This window comes from Vibrio sp. 10N.286.49.E11, assembly GCF_041469505.1.
In the GTDB taxonomy this organism is placed as follows: domain Bacteria; phylum Pseudomonadota; class Gammaproteobacteria; order Enterobacterales; family Vibrionaceae; genus Vibrio; species Vibrio crassostreae_C.
In genome coordinates this window covers 28277-43936 of sequence record NZ_JBFRKQ010000034.1, presented here as the reverse complement: position 1 = coordinate 43936, position 15660 = coordinate 28277, and the positions used below count along the sequence as shown (strand labels likewise).

Annotated in this window: 12 protein-coding genes; 5 read left to right on the top strand and 7 right to left on the bottom strand. The window is 44.6% G+C overall.

The window, feature by feature from the left end; translation table 11 throughout:
• Positions 1-108: 108 nt before the first annotated feature.
• Positions 109-1347: a CinA family nicotinamide mononucleotide deamidase-related protein gene (locus AB4167_RS07185; RefSeq protein WP_017069172.1), complete on the top strand. Its 1239-nt coding sequence runs from the start codon at positions 109-111 to the stop codon at positions 1345-1347.
• 174 nt (positions 1348-1521) lie between these two features.
• Here AB4167_RS07185 and AB4167_RS07180 read toward each other — a convergent pair whose 3' ends face one another.
• The 3 genes from AB4167_RS07180 to AB4167_RS07170 are packed head-to-tail and all read right to left on the bottom strand — an operon-like array spanning position 1522 to position 5439.
• Complete coding sequence (locus AB4167_RS07180; RefSeq protein WP_372102921.1) at positions 1522-2367, bottom strand: dimethyl sulfoxide reductase anchor subunit family protein; 846 nt, start codon at positions 2365-2367, stop codon at positions 1522-1524.
• 1 nt (position 2368) lies between these two features.
• A complete protein-coding gene (locus AB4167_RS07175; protein ID WP_004733360.1) occupies positions 2369-2989 on the bottom strand; it encodes a DMSO/selenate family reductase complex B subunit in 621 nt (206 codons plus the stop codon).
• An 11-nt stretch (positions 2990-3000) separates the two neighbouring features.
• On the bottom strand, positions 3001-5439 hold the full coding sequence (locus AB4167_RS07170; protein ID WP_017069171.1) for a DmsA/YnfE/YnfF family dimethyl sulfoxide reductase: 2439 nt from the start codon (positions 5437-5439) through the stop codon (positions 3001-3003).
• A 198-nt stretch (positions 5440-5637) separates the two neighbouring features.
• Between AB4167_RS07170 and AB4167_RS07165 the strand changes: the two genes are divergently transcribed.
• Together AB4167_RS07165 and napF are read left to right on the top strand one after the other, a co-directional pair.
• Positions 5638-6204, top strand: coding sequence for a molecular chaperone (locus tag AB4167_RS07165; RefSeq protein ID WP_017060995.1), 567 nt, complete (start codon positions 5638-5640; stop codon positions 6202-6204).
• Positions 6204-6719 carry a ferredoxin-type protein NapF gene (gene napF, locus AB4167_RS07160; RefSeq protein ID WP_372136356.1) on the top strand — a complete coding sequence of 172 codons (516 nt, stop codon included), beginning with the start codon at positions 6204-6206 and terminating at the stop codon, positions 6717-6719. The genes AB4167_RS07165 and napF overlap by 1 nt, the downstream gene beginning before the upstream one ends.
• 172 nt (positions 6720-6891) lie before the next feature.
• On the opposite strand, the gene yfaE is transcribed toward napF, so the two are convergent.
• The 4 genes from yfaE to ubiG form a co-directional block, all read right to left on the bottom strand.
• Positions 6892-7170, bottom strand: coding sequence for a class I ribonucleotide reductase maintenance protein YfaE (gene yfaE, locus AB4167_RS07155; protein ID WP_010438115.1), 279 nt, complete (start codon positions 7168-7170; stop codon positions 6892-6894).
• On the bottom strand, positions 7170-8303 hold the full coding sequence (gene nrdB / locus AB4167_RS07150; protein ID WP_017063554.1) for a class Ia ribonucleoside-diphosphate reductase subunit beta: 1134 nt from the start codon (positions 8301-8303) through the stop codon (positions 7170-7172). Before nrdB ends, yfaE begins: the two co-directional genes overlap by 1 nt.
• A 103-nt stretch (positions 8304-8406) precedes the next feature.
• Positions 8407-10689, bottom strand: coding sequence for a class 1a ribonucleoside-diphosphate reductase subunit alpha (gene nrdA, locus AB4167_RS07145; RefSeq protein ID WP_017060992.1), 2283 nt, complete (start codon positions 10687-10689; stop codon positions 8407-8409).
• A 508-nt stretch (positions 10690-11197) separates the two neighbouring features.
• On the bottom strand, positions 11198-11941 hold the full coding sequence (gene ubiG / locus AB4167_RS07140) for a bifunctional 2-polyprenyl-6-hydroxyphenol methylase/3-demethylubiquinol 3-O-methyltransferase UbiG (protein WP_017060991.1): 744 nt from the start codon (positions 11939-11941) through the stop codon (positions 11198-11200).
• A 258-nt stretch (positions 11942-12199) separates the two neighbouring features.
• On the opposite strand from ubiG, the gene gyrA reads away from it, so the two are divergent.
• Positions 12200-14842, top strand: coding sequence for a DNA topoisomerase (ATP-hydrolyzing) subunit A (gene gyrA, locus AB4167_RS07135; protein ID WP_017072500.1), 2643 nt, complete (start codon positions 12200-12202; stop codon positions 14840-14842).
• A 169-nt stretch (positions 14843-15011) separates the two neighbouring features.
• Complete coding sequence (locus AB4167_RS07130; protein WP_017066842.1) at positions 15012-15641, top strand: tetratricopeptide repeat protein; 630 nt, start codon at positions 15012-15014, stop codon at positions 15639-15641.
• Positions 15642-15660 lie beyond the last annotated feature (19 nt).

The following is a 15660-nucleotide window of genomic DNA, read 5'->3' as shown; positions in this document are numbered from 1 at the left end:
TAGGTTTAACATTATTAATATTAGTGAAAAGGCGAATTGCTCCAAATTCAACCATAGACCAGTTTGTAAATAATGCCGTGTCTTTTTATGACAACAAGGGATAGAAATATGACGAAAATCGCAATGTTAAGCACAGGTGAAGAAGTTCTTCATGGAGACATTGTAGATACAAACGCAGCTTGGATGTCTGCTGAGTTTTATCAGCATGGTTTTGCGCTTGCTAAGCGCTCAACTGTGGGTGATCAAATGAATGCTCTTGTTGAAGAACTGCTGATGCTGAGCTTTAACTATGATGTGGTTATCGTTAATGGTGGTTTAGGCCCGACAACCGATGATATGAGTGCTGCCGCCGCTGCAGCTGCTTCCGAGCAGAAACTCGTCATGTTCCCTGAATGGCTTGCTCGTATGGAAGAGATGTTCTCTGGACGTGGCATGCCAATGCCAGACAGCAACCTTAAACAAGCTTTGTTACCTGCGAGTTCAGAGATTGTCGATAACCCTGTGGGGACGGCTTGTGGCTTCAAACTGAAAATTAACGATGCGACTTTCTATTTCACGCCGGGTGTACCAAGTGAATTCAAGCGCATGGTGACGTTTGAGATTCTTCCTGACTTGTCGTGTACCTACCCTCAAGTGGTTGCCTCTGAATGCAGTCGACTGTTTACGTTTGGTTTGTCTGAGTCCGGTATCTCTGATGTTTTGGATCAACTAAAGCTGCCAGAAGGTTATGAACTTGGTTATCGCTCTTATCTGCCGTTCATTGAGGTCAAACTGTTTGGTCCTAAGGCAGACTTAGAAACTCGCGTTAAGCTTCTGCAGATGGTTTACAAGCTGCTAGAGAGTAATGTCGTTAGTGTTGATGAGCCGATGATTGACCATATTGGACACATCATGGCGGAAAAAAAGAAGACGTTATCTGTGTCTGAAGTGTCGACCAAAGGTTCACTGTCAGCGTGGCTGCAATTGAATGAGCAGATAGAAGATTGCTTCGGACACTCATGGGTGATGGCTGAGCCAAAAGAGAGCGAACTTGAAAAGAGCGATCCATTAGCCGCGACCTTTGCGCTGGCTGGAGCAACAAGAGATAAGTGCGGAACTGAATTGGCTTTGGTGACTGGTAAGCTGGAAGGCAACACATTCAGCGTTGCATTGTCGACTGAAGCAGGCGAGTGGGGGCAGGTACTTGAGTTTTATCGTCAGTACTCGCGTGAAGACCAACGCAACGTGATTAAGACCGTTGCCGCCGATATGCTGAGAAGGCATTTAGATAACAAACCGATGTTTGGTACTTATTCTTCGGTTAAGCGATTAAAAGACATGTTTATTCCAGCGGCTATCATTAAGTAGCTATGTAAGCTAACGATGTAAGCGAACTCGCTAAGTCTGTATTAAAAACGCTAGAAAAAACGAAATAAAAAGGCCCAACATCTAAATAGGTGTTGGGCCTTTTGTTTATCTAGCCTTCTAGATAACCAAACAAGCAGCGATGTTTACACGCAACTCATGTCTGTAAGAACTCGATTACAAACCGCTTGTCATATGTAGGCTGTAGAACAAACCACGGCCGATTAACTCTGAAGCCAAGAACAATACTAGTGCTAAGCCAAGGTTAACTGGGTTCACTTTTGCTTTGTTCAGCATAGGTAGAATCCAAATCAACAAGCTTGCCATTAGCAGTGCCACTTGAAGAATCACATAGCTACCTAAACCATCGACTAACTCAGACGCTTTTGCCGCTGAAGTTTGGATGTCTCCGATTAGGTTCAGTTTTCCTACTGTCACAAGCAAGCTGATAGCAACAGCGATAACAGCCAACATGGTGATGTTACGGTCAACCGTAAAGCGGCTGTCGTTTGCGAATACAATCACGAACTGAGATAACAGCAAGCCACCCACAACCATCGTCATGATGAAGCTCAGTGGTGTGTAGATGTTGTCCCACGTCGGTACTGTGTTGATCATGTATACGTTGATCATCGCGTACATGAAGATAACACCCAGTACCATCGCGCTAACCATCAGTGCTTTCTGGATAGCAACGCCACCTTTCTTGACTACCGACAGTAACCATTGCAGGCCACCGACAGCGAAGAATGCCGCACCGAAGAACACTTCGTTAGACAACCAAGCCGAACCTAGCTGATTAAAAGCGTTAAACGCGCGCAGTGGAGAGCCAAGGTGCGTTGTCGAGAACATGAAGCCAAGACCCATCAGTACCCATAGGATAAACATTGGAACCTTGTAGCTGTTCAGCTTCTCTTCGTCATGACCAAGTACCAGTGCACGTGCGCCAATCAGTAAGTAACCACCAACCGCAGTTTGCGCCAGCACCGTAAAGAAGATTAAAGACCACTCATGAAAAATCATCTTACACCTCCTTCGGGTTTGCTAGGTGACCGCTGGTATCGCCAGTCGGCTTCGCGTTTTTGTTCAGCTTAATCACGATGTTTGGTAGCGTTTCTGTTGAAGATGGCAGTGGAGCCACATCCGCACCAGAGCCGTACTTCTCGCGAAGTGTATTGATTTCACCAAACTCCAATGCACGAAGTGGGCAAGACTCAACACAGATAGGCTGTTTGCCTTCAGAAACACGTTGGTAACAACCATCGCATTTCGTCATATGACCTTTCTTAGCATTGTATTGTGGTGCGCCGTAAGGACACGCATTGCTACAGTGCTGACAACCAATACATACGCTCTCATCAACCACAACCAAACCGTCTTCATCACGTTTGTGCATTGCGCCCGAAGGACACACTTTCACACACGCTGGGTTAGTACAGTGGTTACAAGCGATAGATAGGTAGTAAGAAAAGACATCTTTCTGAACCCAGGTATCACCATCTTGAGTGAAGCCACCACCGGCATATTCGTATACGCGACGGTAGTTCGTTTTGATGTCTAGATCGTTATAATCTTTACAAGCAAGCTGACAGGTTTTACAACCCGTGCATTTACTTGAATCAATGTAAAAGCCGTATTGTTTCATTCCAACCTACCTTATGCTTTCTTTAGCGCTTTGATTTGAACTAGGTTTGTATGCTGAGGGTTACCCTTAGCAAGTGGGCTCGGGCGCTGAGTCGTCAGCACGTTGATAGAGCCTGCATGGTCGATCTTCTGACCATCTGGTGCGTACCATGCACCTTCGCCTAGTGCGACAACTCGAGGAAGAATCCTAGGTGTCACTTTCGCTGGAATATGTACTTCGCCACGGTCGTTGAAAATACTCACCATGTCGCCGCTATCAATACCACGTTCTTTTGCATCGATTGGGTTGATCCACAACTCTTGCGGTGCTGCTGCTTTGATTTCTGCAACGTTGCCGTAAGTCGAGTGAGTACGAGCCTTGTAGTGGAAACCGGTTAGCTGAAGTGGGTACTTCTCTGCTAGTGGGTCGTTATGACCTTCGAAAGAGTCCGCGTAAATCGGAAGTGGGTGAATCACTTCGTCTTCTTTCAGCTTCCAAGTCTTCGCGATATCAGCCAGTTGCTCTGAGTAGATCTCGATCTTGCCACTTGGTGTGGTCAGTGGGTTCGCTTCAGGATCTTTACGGAAATCTTCATAAGCGATGTAGTGGTGGTCGTAGCTACGTTTGTAGATACCCAGCTCTTTCATCTCTTCGAAGGTTGGCAGTGTTGGATCGTTCTTACGAGTTTCTGCGTAAAGGTGCTCAATCCATTGCTCTTGAGTACGGCCTTCGGTGAACTCTTTTTCTACGCCCATTCGTTTCGCAAGCTGAGTACACATCTCGTAGATAGATTTTGCTTCAAACTGAGGCTCAATCGCTTTCTGCGCGTAGATGAAGTAAGGCATGTTCGCCGCTTTACCGTCCATACACCAGTCGTCTTGCTCAGACGTTGTTAAGTCTGGCAGGATGATATCGGCGTACTTCGCTGAAGACGTCATATGGTTATCAACCACGACAATCATTTCACACGCACTTTCATCTTGAAGAATCGCGTGAGTCTTGTTGATGTCTGAGTGTTGGTTAATGATGCAGTTACCTGCGTAGTTCCAGATCATCTTGATTGGGTTCTTAAGGCGCTCTGCACCGCGAACACCATCAGTGATGTCGGTCATTTCATGGTGACGGTAAATCGCGTCTGTCCACATGAACATTGAAATAGACGTTTCAACTGGGTTTGGCACAGTAGGGAAGCGGACAAATGGAATGTTGATGTCGCTTTCACGAGCGCCTGTTGAACCGCCTGATACGCCCACAGAGCCAGTGAGCAGTGACAGCATCGCGATTGCACGACACGCTAGTTCACCGTTCGCAGTGCGTTGTAAGCCCCAACCTTGGTGAATCGCACATGGTTTCGCTGTGCCCATTTCACGGCCAAGCTTAACGATGGTGTCAACTGGAATACCCGTGATCTTAGAAGCCCATTCTGGTGTCTTCTCTACGCCATCTTCACCTAAACCTAGGATGTAAGATTTGTAGTCGCTGTTTTTAGGCGCTGATGCAGGAAGGGTCTTCTCATCGTAACCGACACAGTATTTGTCTAGGAACGGTTGGTCGACAAGGTCTTCAGTGATCATCACGTGTGCAAGACCCGCTACCAATGCCGCATCTGTAGAAGGACGAATTGGGATCCATTGATCTTCACGGCCACCGGCAGTATCGGTGTAGCGAGGGTCGATGATGATCGTTCTTGCGTTTGATTTGTTTTTGCTTTCAACGTAGTGGTGGATCTGGCCGCCACCAGACATACGTGTCTCAGCAGGGTTGTTACCAAACTGAATGTTAAGTTTAGTGTTCTCTAAATCAGAGAAAGAGTTGTTGTTTGCCCAACCGCCGTAGGTGTAGCTCAAGCCTTTCGTGATTTGCGCTGTTGAGTAGTCACCGTAATGGTTTAAGTAACCACCACTTAGGTTCATTAGACGAGCAATCAGCGTTTGAGCTGGTGGCCAAGATTTAGTAACCGTGCCGCCCAGCGTACCTGTACCGTAGTTTAGGTAGATAGTGTCGTTACCGTAGTCTTTGATAAGGCGTTGCATGGTGCCAGCGACTTCATCATAAGCCTCTTCCCAGCTAATACGCTTAAACTTACCTTCACCACGTTTACCCACACGTTTCATTGGGTACTTTAGGCGATCTGGGTTATAAACACGGCGGCGCATCGAGCGACCACGTAGACACGCACGAACTTGGTGATGACCGTATTCGTCAGTGCCTGTGTTGTCTGTTTCTACGTATTTGATTTCACCGTTTTGTACATGCATACGCAGTGGGCAGCGAGAGCCACAGTTTACTGTACATGCACTCCATACGATTTTCTCATCCACATTTTCAGCAACTGCAGCCGCTACTGGTTTGGATTTGAAAGGTAATGCAATACCGCCCGCAAGTGCAGCTGCACTACCTACTGCAGAGGAAGCTTTCATGAAGCCTCTTCGAGTAAGATTCATTACCCCAGATTCTTTCTTATTCGTCATTCTAAGATGCCTTTTGCTATTGATAGCTAGCACTTTATAGGTAGTTTGTTCTTTATGTATTTATTTCGAATTATTGATTGATTGGCATCAAATAAGTGTGGAATTTAAAGTTTATGAATTGAATGTATAAAATAGATCAAAGAATGAAATGAGTTAATTAATATAATTATCTTTAAACCTATAACGGTATAAATAATAATGATTATCGATACGCATAAATTGTTGGGTTCGCTATTTTATCAAGCGACAAGTAAAGAACAGTTAATCACCATTGTCGAAGCTTTGGTTGAGAGCGAAGTACTCTCTGAAGAATGCTTGCAGGCATTAAGAAGCGAAGACGAAGATGCGCTCGCAGCAGAGTTCAGCCGCCTGTTTGAAGGCGTTGGAGACATGCCAGCTCCGCCTTGGGGTTCTGTGTACCTAGATAAAGACCGCGTTGTGTTTGGTGCTTCTACGGTTGAGTATCGCCAGTTTTTAGAATTGAATCAGATTGAATTAGACACTGGGTTAAGAGAGCCGGAAGATCAATTTGGTTTAATGTTATTCGCTCATGCGTATTTGTTAGAAAATAATAATATTAATTCAGCTGGTGAATTGCTTGAGGGTCACTTATTAACTTGGTCTTCTGTTTATTTAGAAAAACTAAATAAAGCATCAGAGTTATCTTTTTATAAAAAGCTATCGGTTGATGTAATAGATTGGTTTAAGTACTTAATATCTGAATATAATTTAAACGTTGCTACTAAAAAGTTATATATCGACTAATGTCTGAACAAATAAATTCAAATAGACGCGGTTTCTTAACTCGACTTTCTAAACCGGTTAAAGCAGCCGCGAATTATGAAGAGATATCACAGCGCTTGCATGCAAGACCGCCAAGAGCGGTCGATGAGGTGCTGTTTGAGCGTCTTTGCGACGGTTGTGGATTGTGTGAACAATCGTGTCCAAATAGCGTTATTGAGATGCTAGAGGGCAGTGCGCTGCTGAATTTGGATTACAACAGTTGTTCTATGTGTAACAAATGCACTGAAGTGTGTCCGACCGGCGCACTTCATCCAACGGTCACGCCTTATATCGACCTCAAGCCGAGCTTTGCGGATAGCTGCAATAATTACATGAAAATGGACTGTTCAGCATGCCAAACGGCGTGTTCAGCTGGTGCAATACACATCGAAGTAGGAGAGTTGCCTACAGTGGACAAAGATAAGTGTAACGGCTGTGGAGAGTGCCGAAGCGCTTGTTATATTGGCTCTGTGACTCTTAACCTGACTCAGCAATAAACGTTTGGCTTTGTATGACACAAGCCAACAGGAAGATTTGGTTGAGTGATAGACGAGTCGCTTTAGATACCTAAAGACATAAATAGAAAAAGGTCCGCATTCCTAAAGGAAGCGGACCCTTTTTTGATTCTTATTGACGATATTCGAACAAAGTGACCTAAAGCCAGCTGGCTTATGCGCGTTTTTGCTTGTTTCTATGAATAACGTTACTCAGCGATAGCTCAGTCTTTGCTTTACAGATACAAGGCAATATCTCATTACCTTGCGTGTAAGCCATAGCAAAACCAACGTACTCGACCTCACCAGAATCCAACGTGCAGCGGCAAGCGCCACAGTGACCATCTCGGCAGTTGTATTCTGGCTCTAACCCAGCTTGTTCCATTGTTTCCAACAGAGTGTTTGAAGGGTTAGATTCAATTGAAGTCAGTTTGTTGATTTTGATTGTTGGCATTACAGCTCAAATCCTTCAAAGTCGTCAGCTTTTACTTCGTTGTCGATTTGGCCAACTAGGTAAGAACTGATTTCTGCTTCTTGTGGAGCAACTTGAACGTTATCTGAAGACAACCAAGCGTTGATCCATGGAATTGGGTTCGACGTTGCTGCTGGGTAAGCCGTACCTAGGCCAACAGCCTGCATACGGATGTTGGTAATGTACTCAACGTATTGGCAAAGAATGTCTTTGTTCAGACCAATCATAGAGCCATCTTTGAATAGGTATTCTGCCCACTCTTTCTCTTGCTCAGCCGCTTCTTTGAATAGGTCGAAACACTCTTGCTTACACTCTTCAGCGATCTGCATGAATTCAAAATCATCTTGACCATTGCGTAGCAAGTTGATCATGTGCTGTGTACCAGTAAGGTGAAGGGCTTCATCACGAGCGATTAGCTTGATGATCTTCGCGTTACCTTCCATTAGCTCACGCTCAGCGAATGCAAATGAACATGCGAAACTTACGTAGAAACGAATCGCTTCTAGTGCGTTTACAGACATTAGACATAGGTAAAGTTTCTTCTTCAGGTCGTGAAGTGAAATCTTGACGTCTTCGCCGTTGATGCTGTGGTTGCCTTCACCGTAGCGGTGGTAGTCAGCCGTTAGCTTGATTAGGTCGTCGTAGTAGAAAGCGATGTCTTTAGCACGCTTCAGAATCTCTTCATTTTCAACGATGTCGTCGAATACTACGCCTGGATCATTCACGATGTTACGGATGATGTGCGTGTAAGAGCGAGAGTGAATCGTTTCAGAGAAAGACCAAGTTTCAATCCAAGTTTCAACTTCTGGTAGAGATACCAATGGAAGTAGGGCAACGTTAGGGCTGCGGCCTTGGATTGAATCTAGAAGCGTTTGGTACTTCAAGTTAGAGATGAAGATGTGCTTTTCATGCTCAGGAAGCTTGTTGTAGTCGATACGGTCGCTAGACACGTCTACTTCTTCTGGACGCCAGAAGAAAGAAAGCTGCTTCTCGATAAGCTTTTCGAAGATTTCGAATTTTTGTTGGTCGTAACGTGCAACGTTTACCGACTGACCCAAGAACATTGGTTCTTTTAGTTGGTCATTTTTTTGCTGAGAAAAAGTACTGTAAGCCATAAATGCCTCAAATCCTTTAAAGACCCGTAATAAAACGGACCCTGTTAATGCTTTAAACCCAGAGAAGATAACTCTTCTCTGGGGTCTTAATGTTTATTGCGGTTTAGATCTTACAACCGCCGCCTTCACAATCTTCTTCCGGCACTTGAACTGCATCGCCTTGGTCGTCTTTAGCACCATCACGAGTATTATGGTAGTAAAGCGTCTTAACACCGTACTTGTACGCTGTTAGTAGGTCTTGAAGCAGCTTCTTCATTGGTACTTTACCGCTGTCGTAAACACTTGGATCATAGTTAGTGTTTGCAGAGATAGCTTGGTCAACGAATTTTTGCATGATACCCACTAGGTGTAGGTAACCGTCGTTAGAACCAATGTTCCAAAGTAGCTCGTAGTTCTCTTTAAGATTTAGGAAATCTGGAACCACTTGCTTAAGGATGCCGTCTTTCGATGCTTTCACTGATACGTAACCACGTGGTGGCTCGATACCGTTAGTCGCGTTCGAGATTTGAGACGATGTCTCAGAAGGCATAAGCGCTGTTAGCGTAGAGTTACGCAGACCGTGCTCCATGATCTCTTCACGTAGAGAATCCCAATCGTAGTGCAGTGGCTCTTCACATACTAAGTCGATATCTTTTTTGTAAGTATCGATTGGCAGTAGGCCTTTCGCGTAGTTGGTCTCGTGGAAAGATGGGCAACGGCCTTGCTCTTTCGCTAGTTCAACAGATGCTTTTAGCAAGTGGTATTGAATTGCTTCAAAAGTACGGTGAGTCAGGCCATTCGCGCTGCCATCAGAGTACTTAACACCATTCTTAGCTAGGTAGTATGCGTAGTTGATTACACCTACACCTAAAGTACGACGGTTCATTGTCGACTTGTATGCAGCTGGAAGCGGGTAGTCTTGGTAATCAAGCAGTGCATCTAGAGCACGAACAACCAGCTCAGAAAGCTCTGCTAGGTCGTCCAGTTCATTGATTGCGCCAAGGTTGAATGCTGAAAGCGTACATAGTGCAATTTCGCCTTCGTCATCTTCTACGTTAGAAAGTGGCTTAGTAGGAAGCGCGATTTCTAGACATAGGTTCGATTGACGAACAGGTGCTACTTCAGAATCAAACGGGCTGTGTGTATTACAGTGGTCAACGTTCTGAATGTAGATACGACCAGTAGAAGCACGCTCTTGCATTAGCAGAGAGAAAAGCTCAACGGCTTTAACCGTTTCACGCTTCACTGAAGGATCGTTTTCGTACTTAACGTATAGCTCTTCAAAACGGTCTTGGTTTTCGAAGAACGCATCGTAAAGGCCAGGTACGTCTGAAGGTGAGAACAGGCTGATGTTGCCACCCTGAACTAGGCGAGAGTACATAAGCTTGTTCAGCTGTACGCCGTAATCCATGTGACGAACTCGGTTCTCTTCAACGCCGCGGTTGTTTTTCAGTACTAATAGAGACTGAACTTCACCGTGCCATAGTGGGTAGAATACCGTTGCTGCACCGCCACGAACACCACCTTGAGAACAACATTTTACTGCTGTTTGGAAGTATTTGTAGAAAGGGATACAGCCTGTGTGGAACGCTTCACCATTACGGATTTCAGAACCAAGCGCACGGATACGACCTGCGTTGATACCAATACCAGCACGTTGAGATACGTAACGAACAATTGAGCTTGCTGTCGCGTTGATTGAATCAAGGCTGTCACCACACTCGATCAGTACACAAGAACTGAATTGACGAGTAGGCGTACGTACACCAGACATGATCGGTGTAGGTAGAGAAATCTTAAACGTAGACGATGCGTCGTAAAAACGTTTGATGTAGTCAAGACGAGTCGATTTCGGGTATTTAGCGAATAGACACGCAGCAACTAAAATGTAAAGGAACTGAGCACTCTCGTAGATTTCTTTCGTTACACGGTTTTGCACGAAGTATTTACCTTCGAGCTGCTTAACCGCTGCGTAAGAGAAGTCTAAGTCACGTTTGTGGTCGATGTACTCGTCAAGCTCTTCGAATTCAGCTTTCGTGTAATCTTCCATAAGGTGGCTATCGTATTTACCCATATCAACCAGTTTTGCAACGTGGTCATACAGTGCAGGCGGCTCGTATTCGCCGTACGCTTTTTTACGTAGGTGGAATACAGACAGACGTGCTGCTAGATATTGGTAATCAGGAGTCTCTTCAGAGATTAAATCCGCTGCTGACTTGATGATAGTTTCATGAATGTCAGTAGTGGTGATGCCATCGTAAAACTGAATGTGAGCTTTCAATTCTACTTGTGATACAGAAACATTGTGCAAGCCTTCAGCTGCCCATGTAATCACGCGATGGATCTTCTCTAGATCGATCGTTTCTTTGCGCCCGTTACGCTTGGTAACAGTAAGTTGTTGGTTCATTCTGCTTAATTTCCCTAACAAAACTGAACAAGGCCGTGTTTTTGTGTATTTCTGTGTAATTTTTGTAAATTACGTTTCGGCTTTGTGATCTTGGTCTACCCATACATTGTAGTTCAAACACAACATATAGGGGTCATTTGTTTGTTGGGTTACAAGATAGTGCTACAACTGATATTTTTCAAGGTAAAGAAATGGGGTTGCTTGTGGATAAGTGGTGGATTGAAAAAAAACTGTAAGTGACCACTAACTGATGAGGTTATATGTGACTTGATTGTATAAAAGTCGGCTTTTAATGATGCTTTATTTTTGCACGCCCATAAAAAAAAATTCCTTGATCTTTGGCCAAAATGGGCGATTGATTTTAGGCGATTAAATTTAAATCGAGGTGGTCAAAATGGAAGCTAGCGCACGAAATTTAGACTGAAAAAAGTCGCAAAGTTATGGTAATTGCAACTCTTTTCATTCGTCTTTTTTACAAAAGGTTTTACGGTAGGGCTACCGATATTTTTTAGCCAAAGTTTTGCGTGTGGACGATGTAGTTTACGTCTACATTTGTGCCTAAACGATAAGTGTCCGTAAGAGGATTGTAGTGCAGCCCTGTAATCCCTAGTTCTTGCAGCGGAGTGTTATCGACCATCTTGATAAGTTCAGCAGGGCGAATGAACTTCTCGTGTTCATGAGTGCCTTCTGGAACGATCCTCAATAGCTTCTCTGCACCAACAATCGCAAACAAGTAAGATTTGAAATTACGGTTTAATGTAGAAAAGAACACGTGGCCGCCCGGTTTCACCAATTTCGAACAGGCAGTGATAACAGATTGTGGGTCAGGAACGTGTTCAAGCATTTCCATGCACGTTACCACATCGTACGTCTGTGGGTTCTGTTCTGCGTGGTCTTCGATAGTGCTCTGGATGTAATCGAGCTTGGTGCCCGTTTCTAATGCGTGAAGGCGCGCGACTTCTAGCGGTTCTTTACCCATGTCTAGGCCTGTCACTATCGCACCTTCAACCGCCATGCTTTCTGCAAGAATACCGCCGCCGCAGCCAACATCGAGGACTTTCTTACCAAATAGGCCTTCAGTCTTCTCTAATACGTAATTTAGGCGCAGTGGGTTGATTTGATGTAGTGGCTTAAATTCGCCTTCTAGATCCCACCAGCGTGACGCCATGTCTTCGAATTTCTTGATTTCTGCTGGGTCTACGTTCTGTGATTTAGTCATAATCGGCATTTCCAAGTTAAATAATGCATCCATGAAATTGCAGGCATTATAACTTGCCTTTTCGCGCTGACCAGAAGATCTACAATTTTGCTAGTTTATTGGATGTAAAGTGACCATGTTTCAGCAAGATATGATGCGGAGGTGCAATTTCTCATCAATTGATTGGCTACAAGGGTCACAAGATGGTAAAAGGAGAGGGAAAGTGATGCCTCCGTAGGTAAATTTGTGTTATATTTTTCGGTCTTATACGTATTCAAAAATACGATCTGACTATAGAGGGAAAATGGCTCTATGAGCGATCTAGCGAAAGAGATCACGCCCGTAAATATTGAAGATGAGCTTAGAGGTTCATACCTAGACTACGCGATGTCCGTCATCGTTGGTCGTGCCCTTCCAGATGTGCGTGATGGCCTAAAACCTGTACACCGCCGCGTTTTGTTCGCGATGAATGTACTAGGTAATGATTGGAACAAACCATATAAAAAGTCTGCTCGTGTAGTAGGTGATGTAATCGGTAAATACCACCCACATGGTGATAGTGCTGTATACGATACTATTGTTCGTATGGCGCAACCGTTCTCACTGCGTTACATGCTAGTTGATGGCCAAGGTAACTTTGGTTCTATCGATGGCGACTCCGCGGCTGCAATGCGTTATACCGAAGTTCGTATGGCGAAAATTGCTCACGAGCTCCTGGCTGACCTTGATAAGGAAACTGTGGATTACGTACCGAACTACGATGGTACAGAACAAATTCCAGCAGTACTTCCTACAAAAATTCCTAACCTATTGGTAAACGGTGCTTCTGGTATCGCAGTAGGTATGGCTACCAACATCCCACCACATAACCTTGGTGAAGTTGTTGATGGCTGTTTAGCATTTATCAATAATGAAGATATCACTATTGATGAGCTAATGGACTATATCCCTGGTCCTGACTTCCCAACAGCAGCACTTATCAGTGGTCGTAAAGGCATCGTAGATGCTTACAAGACTGGCCGCGGTAAGGTTTACATGCGTTCAAAAGCGGATATCGAAGTAGAGAAGAATGGTAAAGAAACCATTATCGTTACTGAGATTCCTTACCAAGTAAACAAAGCTCGTTTGATCGAGAAGATTGCTGAACTGGTTAAAGATAAGAAAGTAGAAGGCATCAGTGCACTGCGTGACGAGTCTGATAAAGACGGTATGCGTATTGTTATTGAATGTAAGCGTGATGCAGTAGGCGAAGTGGTTCTTAACAACCTATACGCTCAAACTCAACTGCAAACGACTTTCGGTATCAACATGGTTGCGTTGAATAACGGTCAACCACAGTTGTTCAACATCAAAGACATGCTTAAGTGCTTCGTAGACCACCGTCGCGAAGTTGTGACTCGTCGTACTATCTTCGAATTGAAGAAAGCACGCGACCGTGCACACATCCTTGAAGCATTGTCTCTAGCACTTGCTAACATTGATGAAATCATTGAACTGATCAAGAGCGCGCCAACACCAGCAGAAGCTAAAGTTGGTTTAGTGTCTCGTGGTTGGGATCTTGGTAACGTTGCTTCAATGCTTGAGCGTGCAGGTACTGACGCAGCTCGTCCTGATTGGTTAGAAGACCAATACGGCATCCGCGATGGTCAATACTTCCTAACGGAAACACAAGCACAAGCAATTCTAGAACTTCGTCTTCACCGCCTAACAGGCCTTGAGCACGAGAAGATTCTAGACGAGTACAAAGCCCTTCTAGAAGAGATCGCTGAGCTAATGCACATTCTTGCAAGCACTGAGCGTTTGATGGAAGTTATCCGTGAAGAACTTGAAGCAGTACGTGAAATCTATGGCGACGAGCGTCGTACAGAAATCACAGCGGCAGTTCATGACATCGACATGGAAGAGCTGATTGCTCAAGAAGACGTTGTAGTAACGCTTTCTAACGCAGGTTACGTTAAGTACCAAATCCTAAGCGACTACGAAGCTCAGCGTCGTGGTGGTAAAGGTAAGAGTGCAACTAAGATGAAAGATGAGGATTACATTGAGCGTCTGCTTGTTGCTAATACTCACGATAACATCCTATGTTTCTCTACTCGTGGTAAGACATACCGTCTGAAAGTTTACCAACTGCCATTAGCAAGTCGTACTGCTCGTGGTAAGCCTATCGTTAACATTCTTCCTCTAGAAGAAGGTGAGCGTATCACGGCTATCCTGCCTGTTTCTGAGTTCTCTAACGAGAAATTCATCTTCATGGCAACGGGTGACGGTACTGTTAAGAAGACATCACTGGATCAGTTCGCAAACGTACGTGCTAACGGCCTAATTGCAGTTAACCTACGTGACGATGATTCACTGATTGGCGTTGACATCACTAACGGTGATAGCGACATCATGCTGTTCTCTAAATCGGGCAAAGTTGTTCGCTTTAACGAGGACAAAGTACGTGCAATGGGCCGTACTGCCTCTGGTGTTCGTGGTATGAAGCTTCCAGAAGACGATCAAGTAGTATCGTTGATTGTTCCTTCTAACGAAGGCGATATCCTAACTGTGACTCAAAACGGTTACGGTAAGCGTACTGAACTAGCTGAATACCCAACGAAAGGCCGTGCAACGCAAGGTGTGGTTTCTATCAAAGTCTCTGAACGTAATGGCCCAGTTGTTGGCGCTGTTCAAGTTGAAGAAGGCGACGAAATGATGATGATCACCGACGCAGGTACGCTAGTACGTACTCGCGTTGCGGAAGTGAGCCAAGTTGGTCGTAACACTCAAGGTGTAACACTGATTCGTACTTCTGACGACGAGAACGTTGTAGGTCTACAACGTATCGACGAAGTAGAAGAAGCTGAGGTTGTTGAAGGCGAAGCTGAAGTAGCAAACGCTGAAGCAGCAGTCGTTTCTGAATCAAGTGAAGAGCAAGCATCAGACGCTTCTGATAGCGAGCAAGACACTGAGTAATCTTTCACTTCTATAAATAGAAGTTGAGACAAAAAGCCGAGCCATTGTGCTCGGTTTTTTATTACCTAGAATTTGGCTGTGACTTGTTTAAAAGCCAATAGCTAAACCTCGATCAATATTGTTTTAGTGAGAAAAAGGTACAGTAAAGCGTCAATGAAAGGAGAATGGAATGGATATCTGGTTACTGATTGCTTTGCTGCTAATGAGCCTATTTCTAGTGGCAATCGTGATCGCATCAAACAGAAAAACCAGTCATCTTAAAGGCAACCTCCTTATTTCATGTGTGGCGATATTAGCCAGCATTCTGGTTTGGTCTCAGATGAAACAAGAAGCCCCTCAACTTACTTCAAGTGACGACAGCAGCTATACAGCAACAGATTTCCAAAATGAACTTCAGCAGAGCCTGGAGCAAGACCCTAATCAATCAGACCTTTGGTTTAAGCTTGGTGGTGTTTATATGCAGAAAGGGGAGTTTGATGCTGCATTTACCTGTTACGACTATGCGATTCGTTTAGACCCACAGGCGCCTTCAGGGCTTTATGCAGCTAAAGCGAGCGCCTTGTATTACCTAAGTTCACAAGCGATGAGTGATGATGTGAAAGTGCTCTTAAATCAATCCATGGAGCTTGATCCCAACGATCGTACGGCATTGATGTTGATAGCGACCGATCACTTCATCAGTATGCGCTACCAACAAGCGATCGATGCTTGGACTCAAATTCTCGATTCTAACCAGAAAGGCATTGATCGTGTCTCTATCATCCATTCGATCAACCAAGCTAAGCAAATGATCCGTTAAACGGGCACTATCTGTAATT

Bases quoted from the DNA above. Each gene is read 5' to 3' on its own strand.
- napF (WP_372136356.1), top strand. From the start codon at position 6,204: ATGTCTGAACAAATAAATTCAAATAGACGCGGTTTCTTAACTCGACTT.
- gyrA (WP_017072500.1), top strand. From the start codon at position 12,200: ATGAGCGATCTAGCGAAAGAGATCACGCCCGTAAATATTGAAGATGAG.
- yfaE (WP_010438115.1), bottom strand. From the start codon at position 7,170: ATGCCAACAATCAAAATCAACAAACTGACTTCAATTGAATCTAACCCT.
- AB4167_RS07180 (WP_372102921.1), bottom strand. From the start codon at position 2,367: ATGATTTTTCATGAGTGGTCTTTAATCTTCTTTACGGTGCTGGCGCAA.
- ubiG (WP_017060991.1), bottom strand. From the start codon at position 11,941: ATGGATGCATTATTTAACTTGGAAATGCCGATTATGACTAAATCACAG.
- AB4167_RS07175 (WP_004733360.1), bottom strand. From the start codon at position 2,989: ATGAAACAATACGGCTTTTACATTGATTCAAGTAAATGCACGGGTTGT.
- AB4167_RS07165 (WP_017060995.1), top strand. From the start codon at position 5,638: ATGATTATCGATACGCATAAATTGTTGGGTTCGCTATTTTATCAAGCG.
- AB4167_RS07130 (WP_017066842.1), top strand. From the start codon at position 15,012: ATGGATATCTGGTTACTGATTGCTTTGCTGCTAATGAGCCTATTTCTA.
- AB4167_RS07170 (WP_017069171.1), bottom strand. From the start codon at position 5,439: ATGACGAATAAGAAAGAATCTGGGGTAATGAATCTTACTCGAAGAGGC.
- nrdB (WP_017063554.1), bottom strand. From the start codon at position 8,303: ATGGCTTACAGTACTTTTTCTCAGCAAAAAAATGACCAACTAAAAGAA.
- AB4167_RS07185 (WP_017069172.1), top strand. From the start codon at position 109: ATGACGAAAATCGCAATGTTAAGCACAGGTGAAGAAGTTCTTCATGGA.
- nrdA (WP_017060992.1), bottom strand. From the start codon at position 10,689: ATGAACCAACAACTTACTGTTACCAAGCGTAACGGGCGCAAAGAAACG.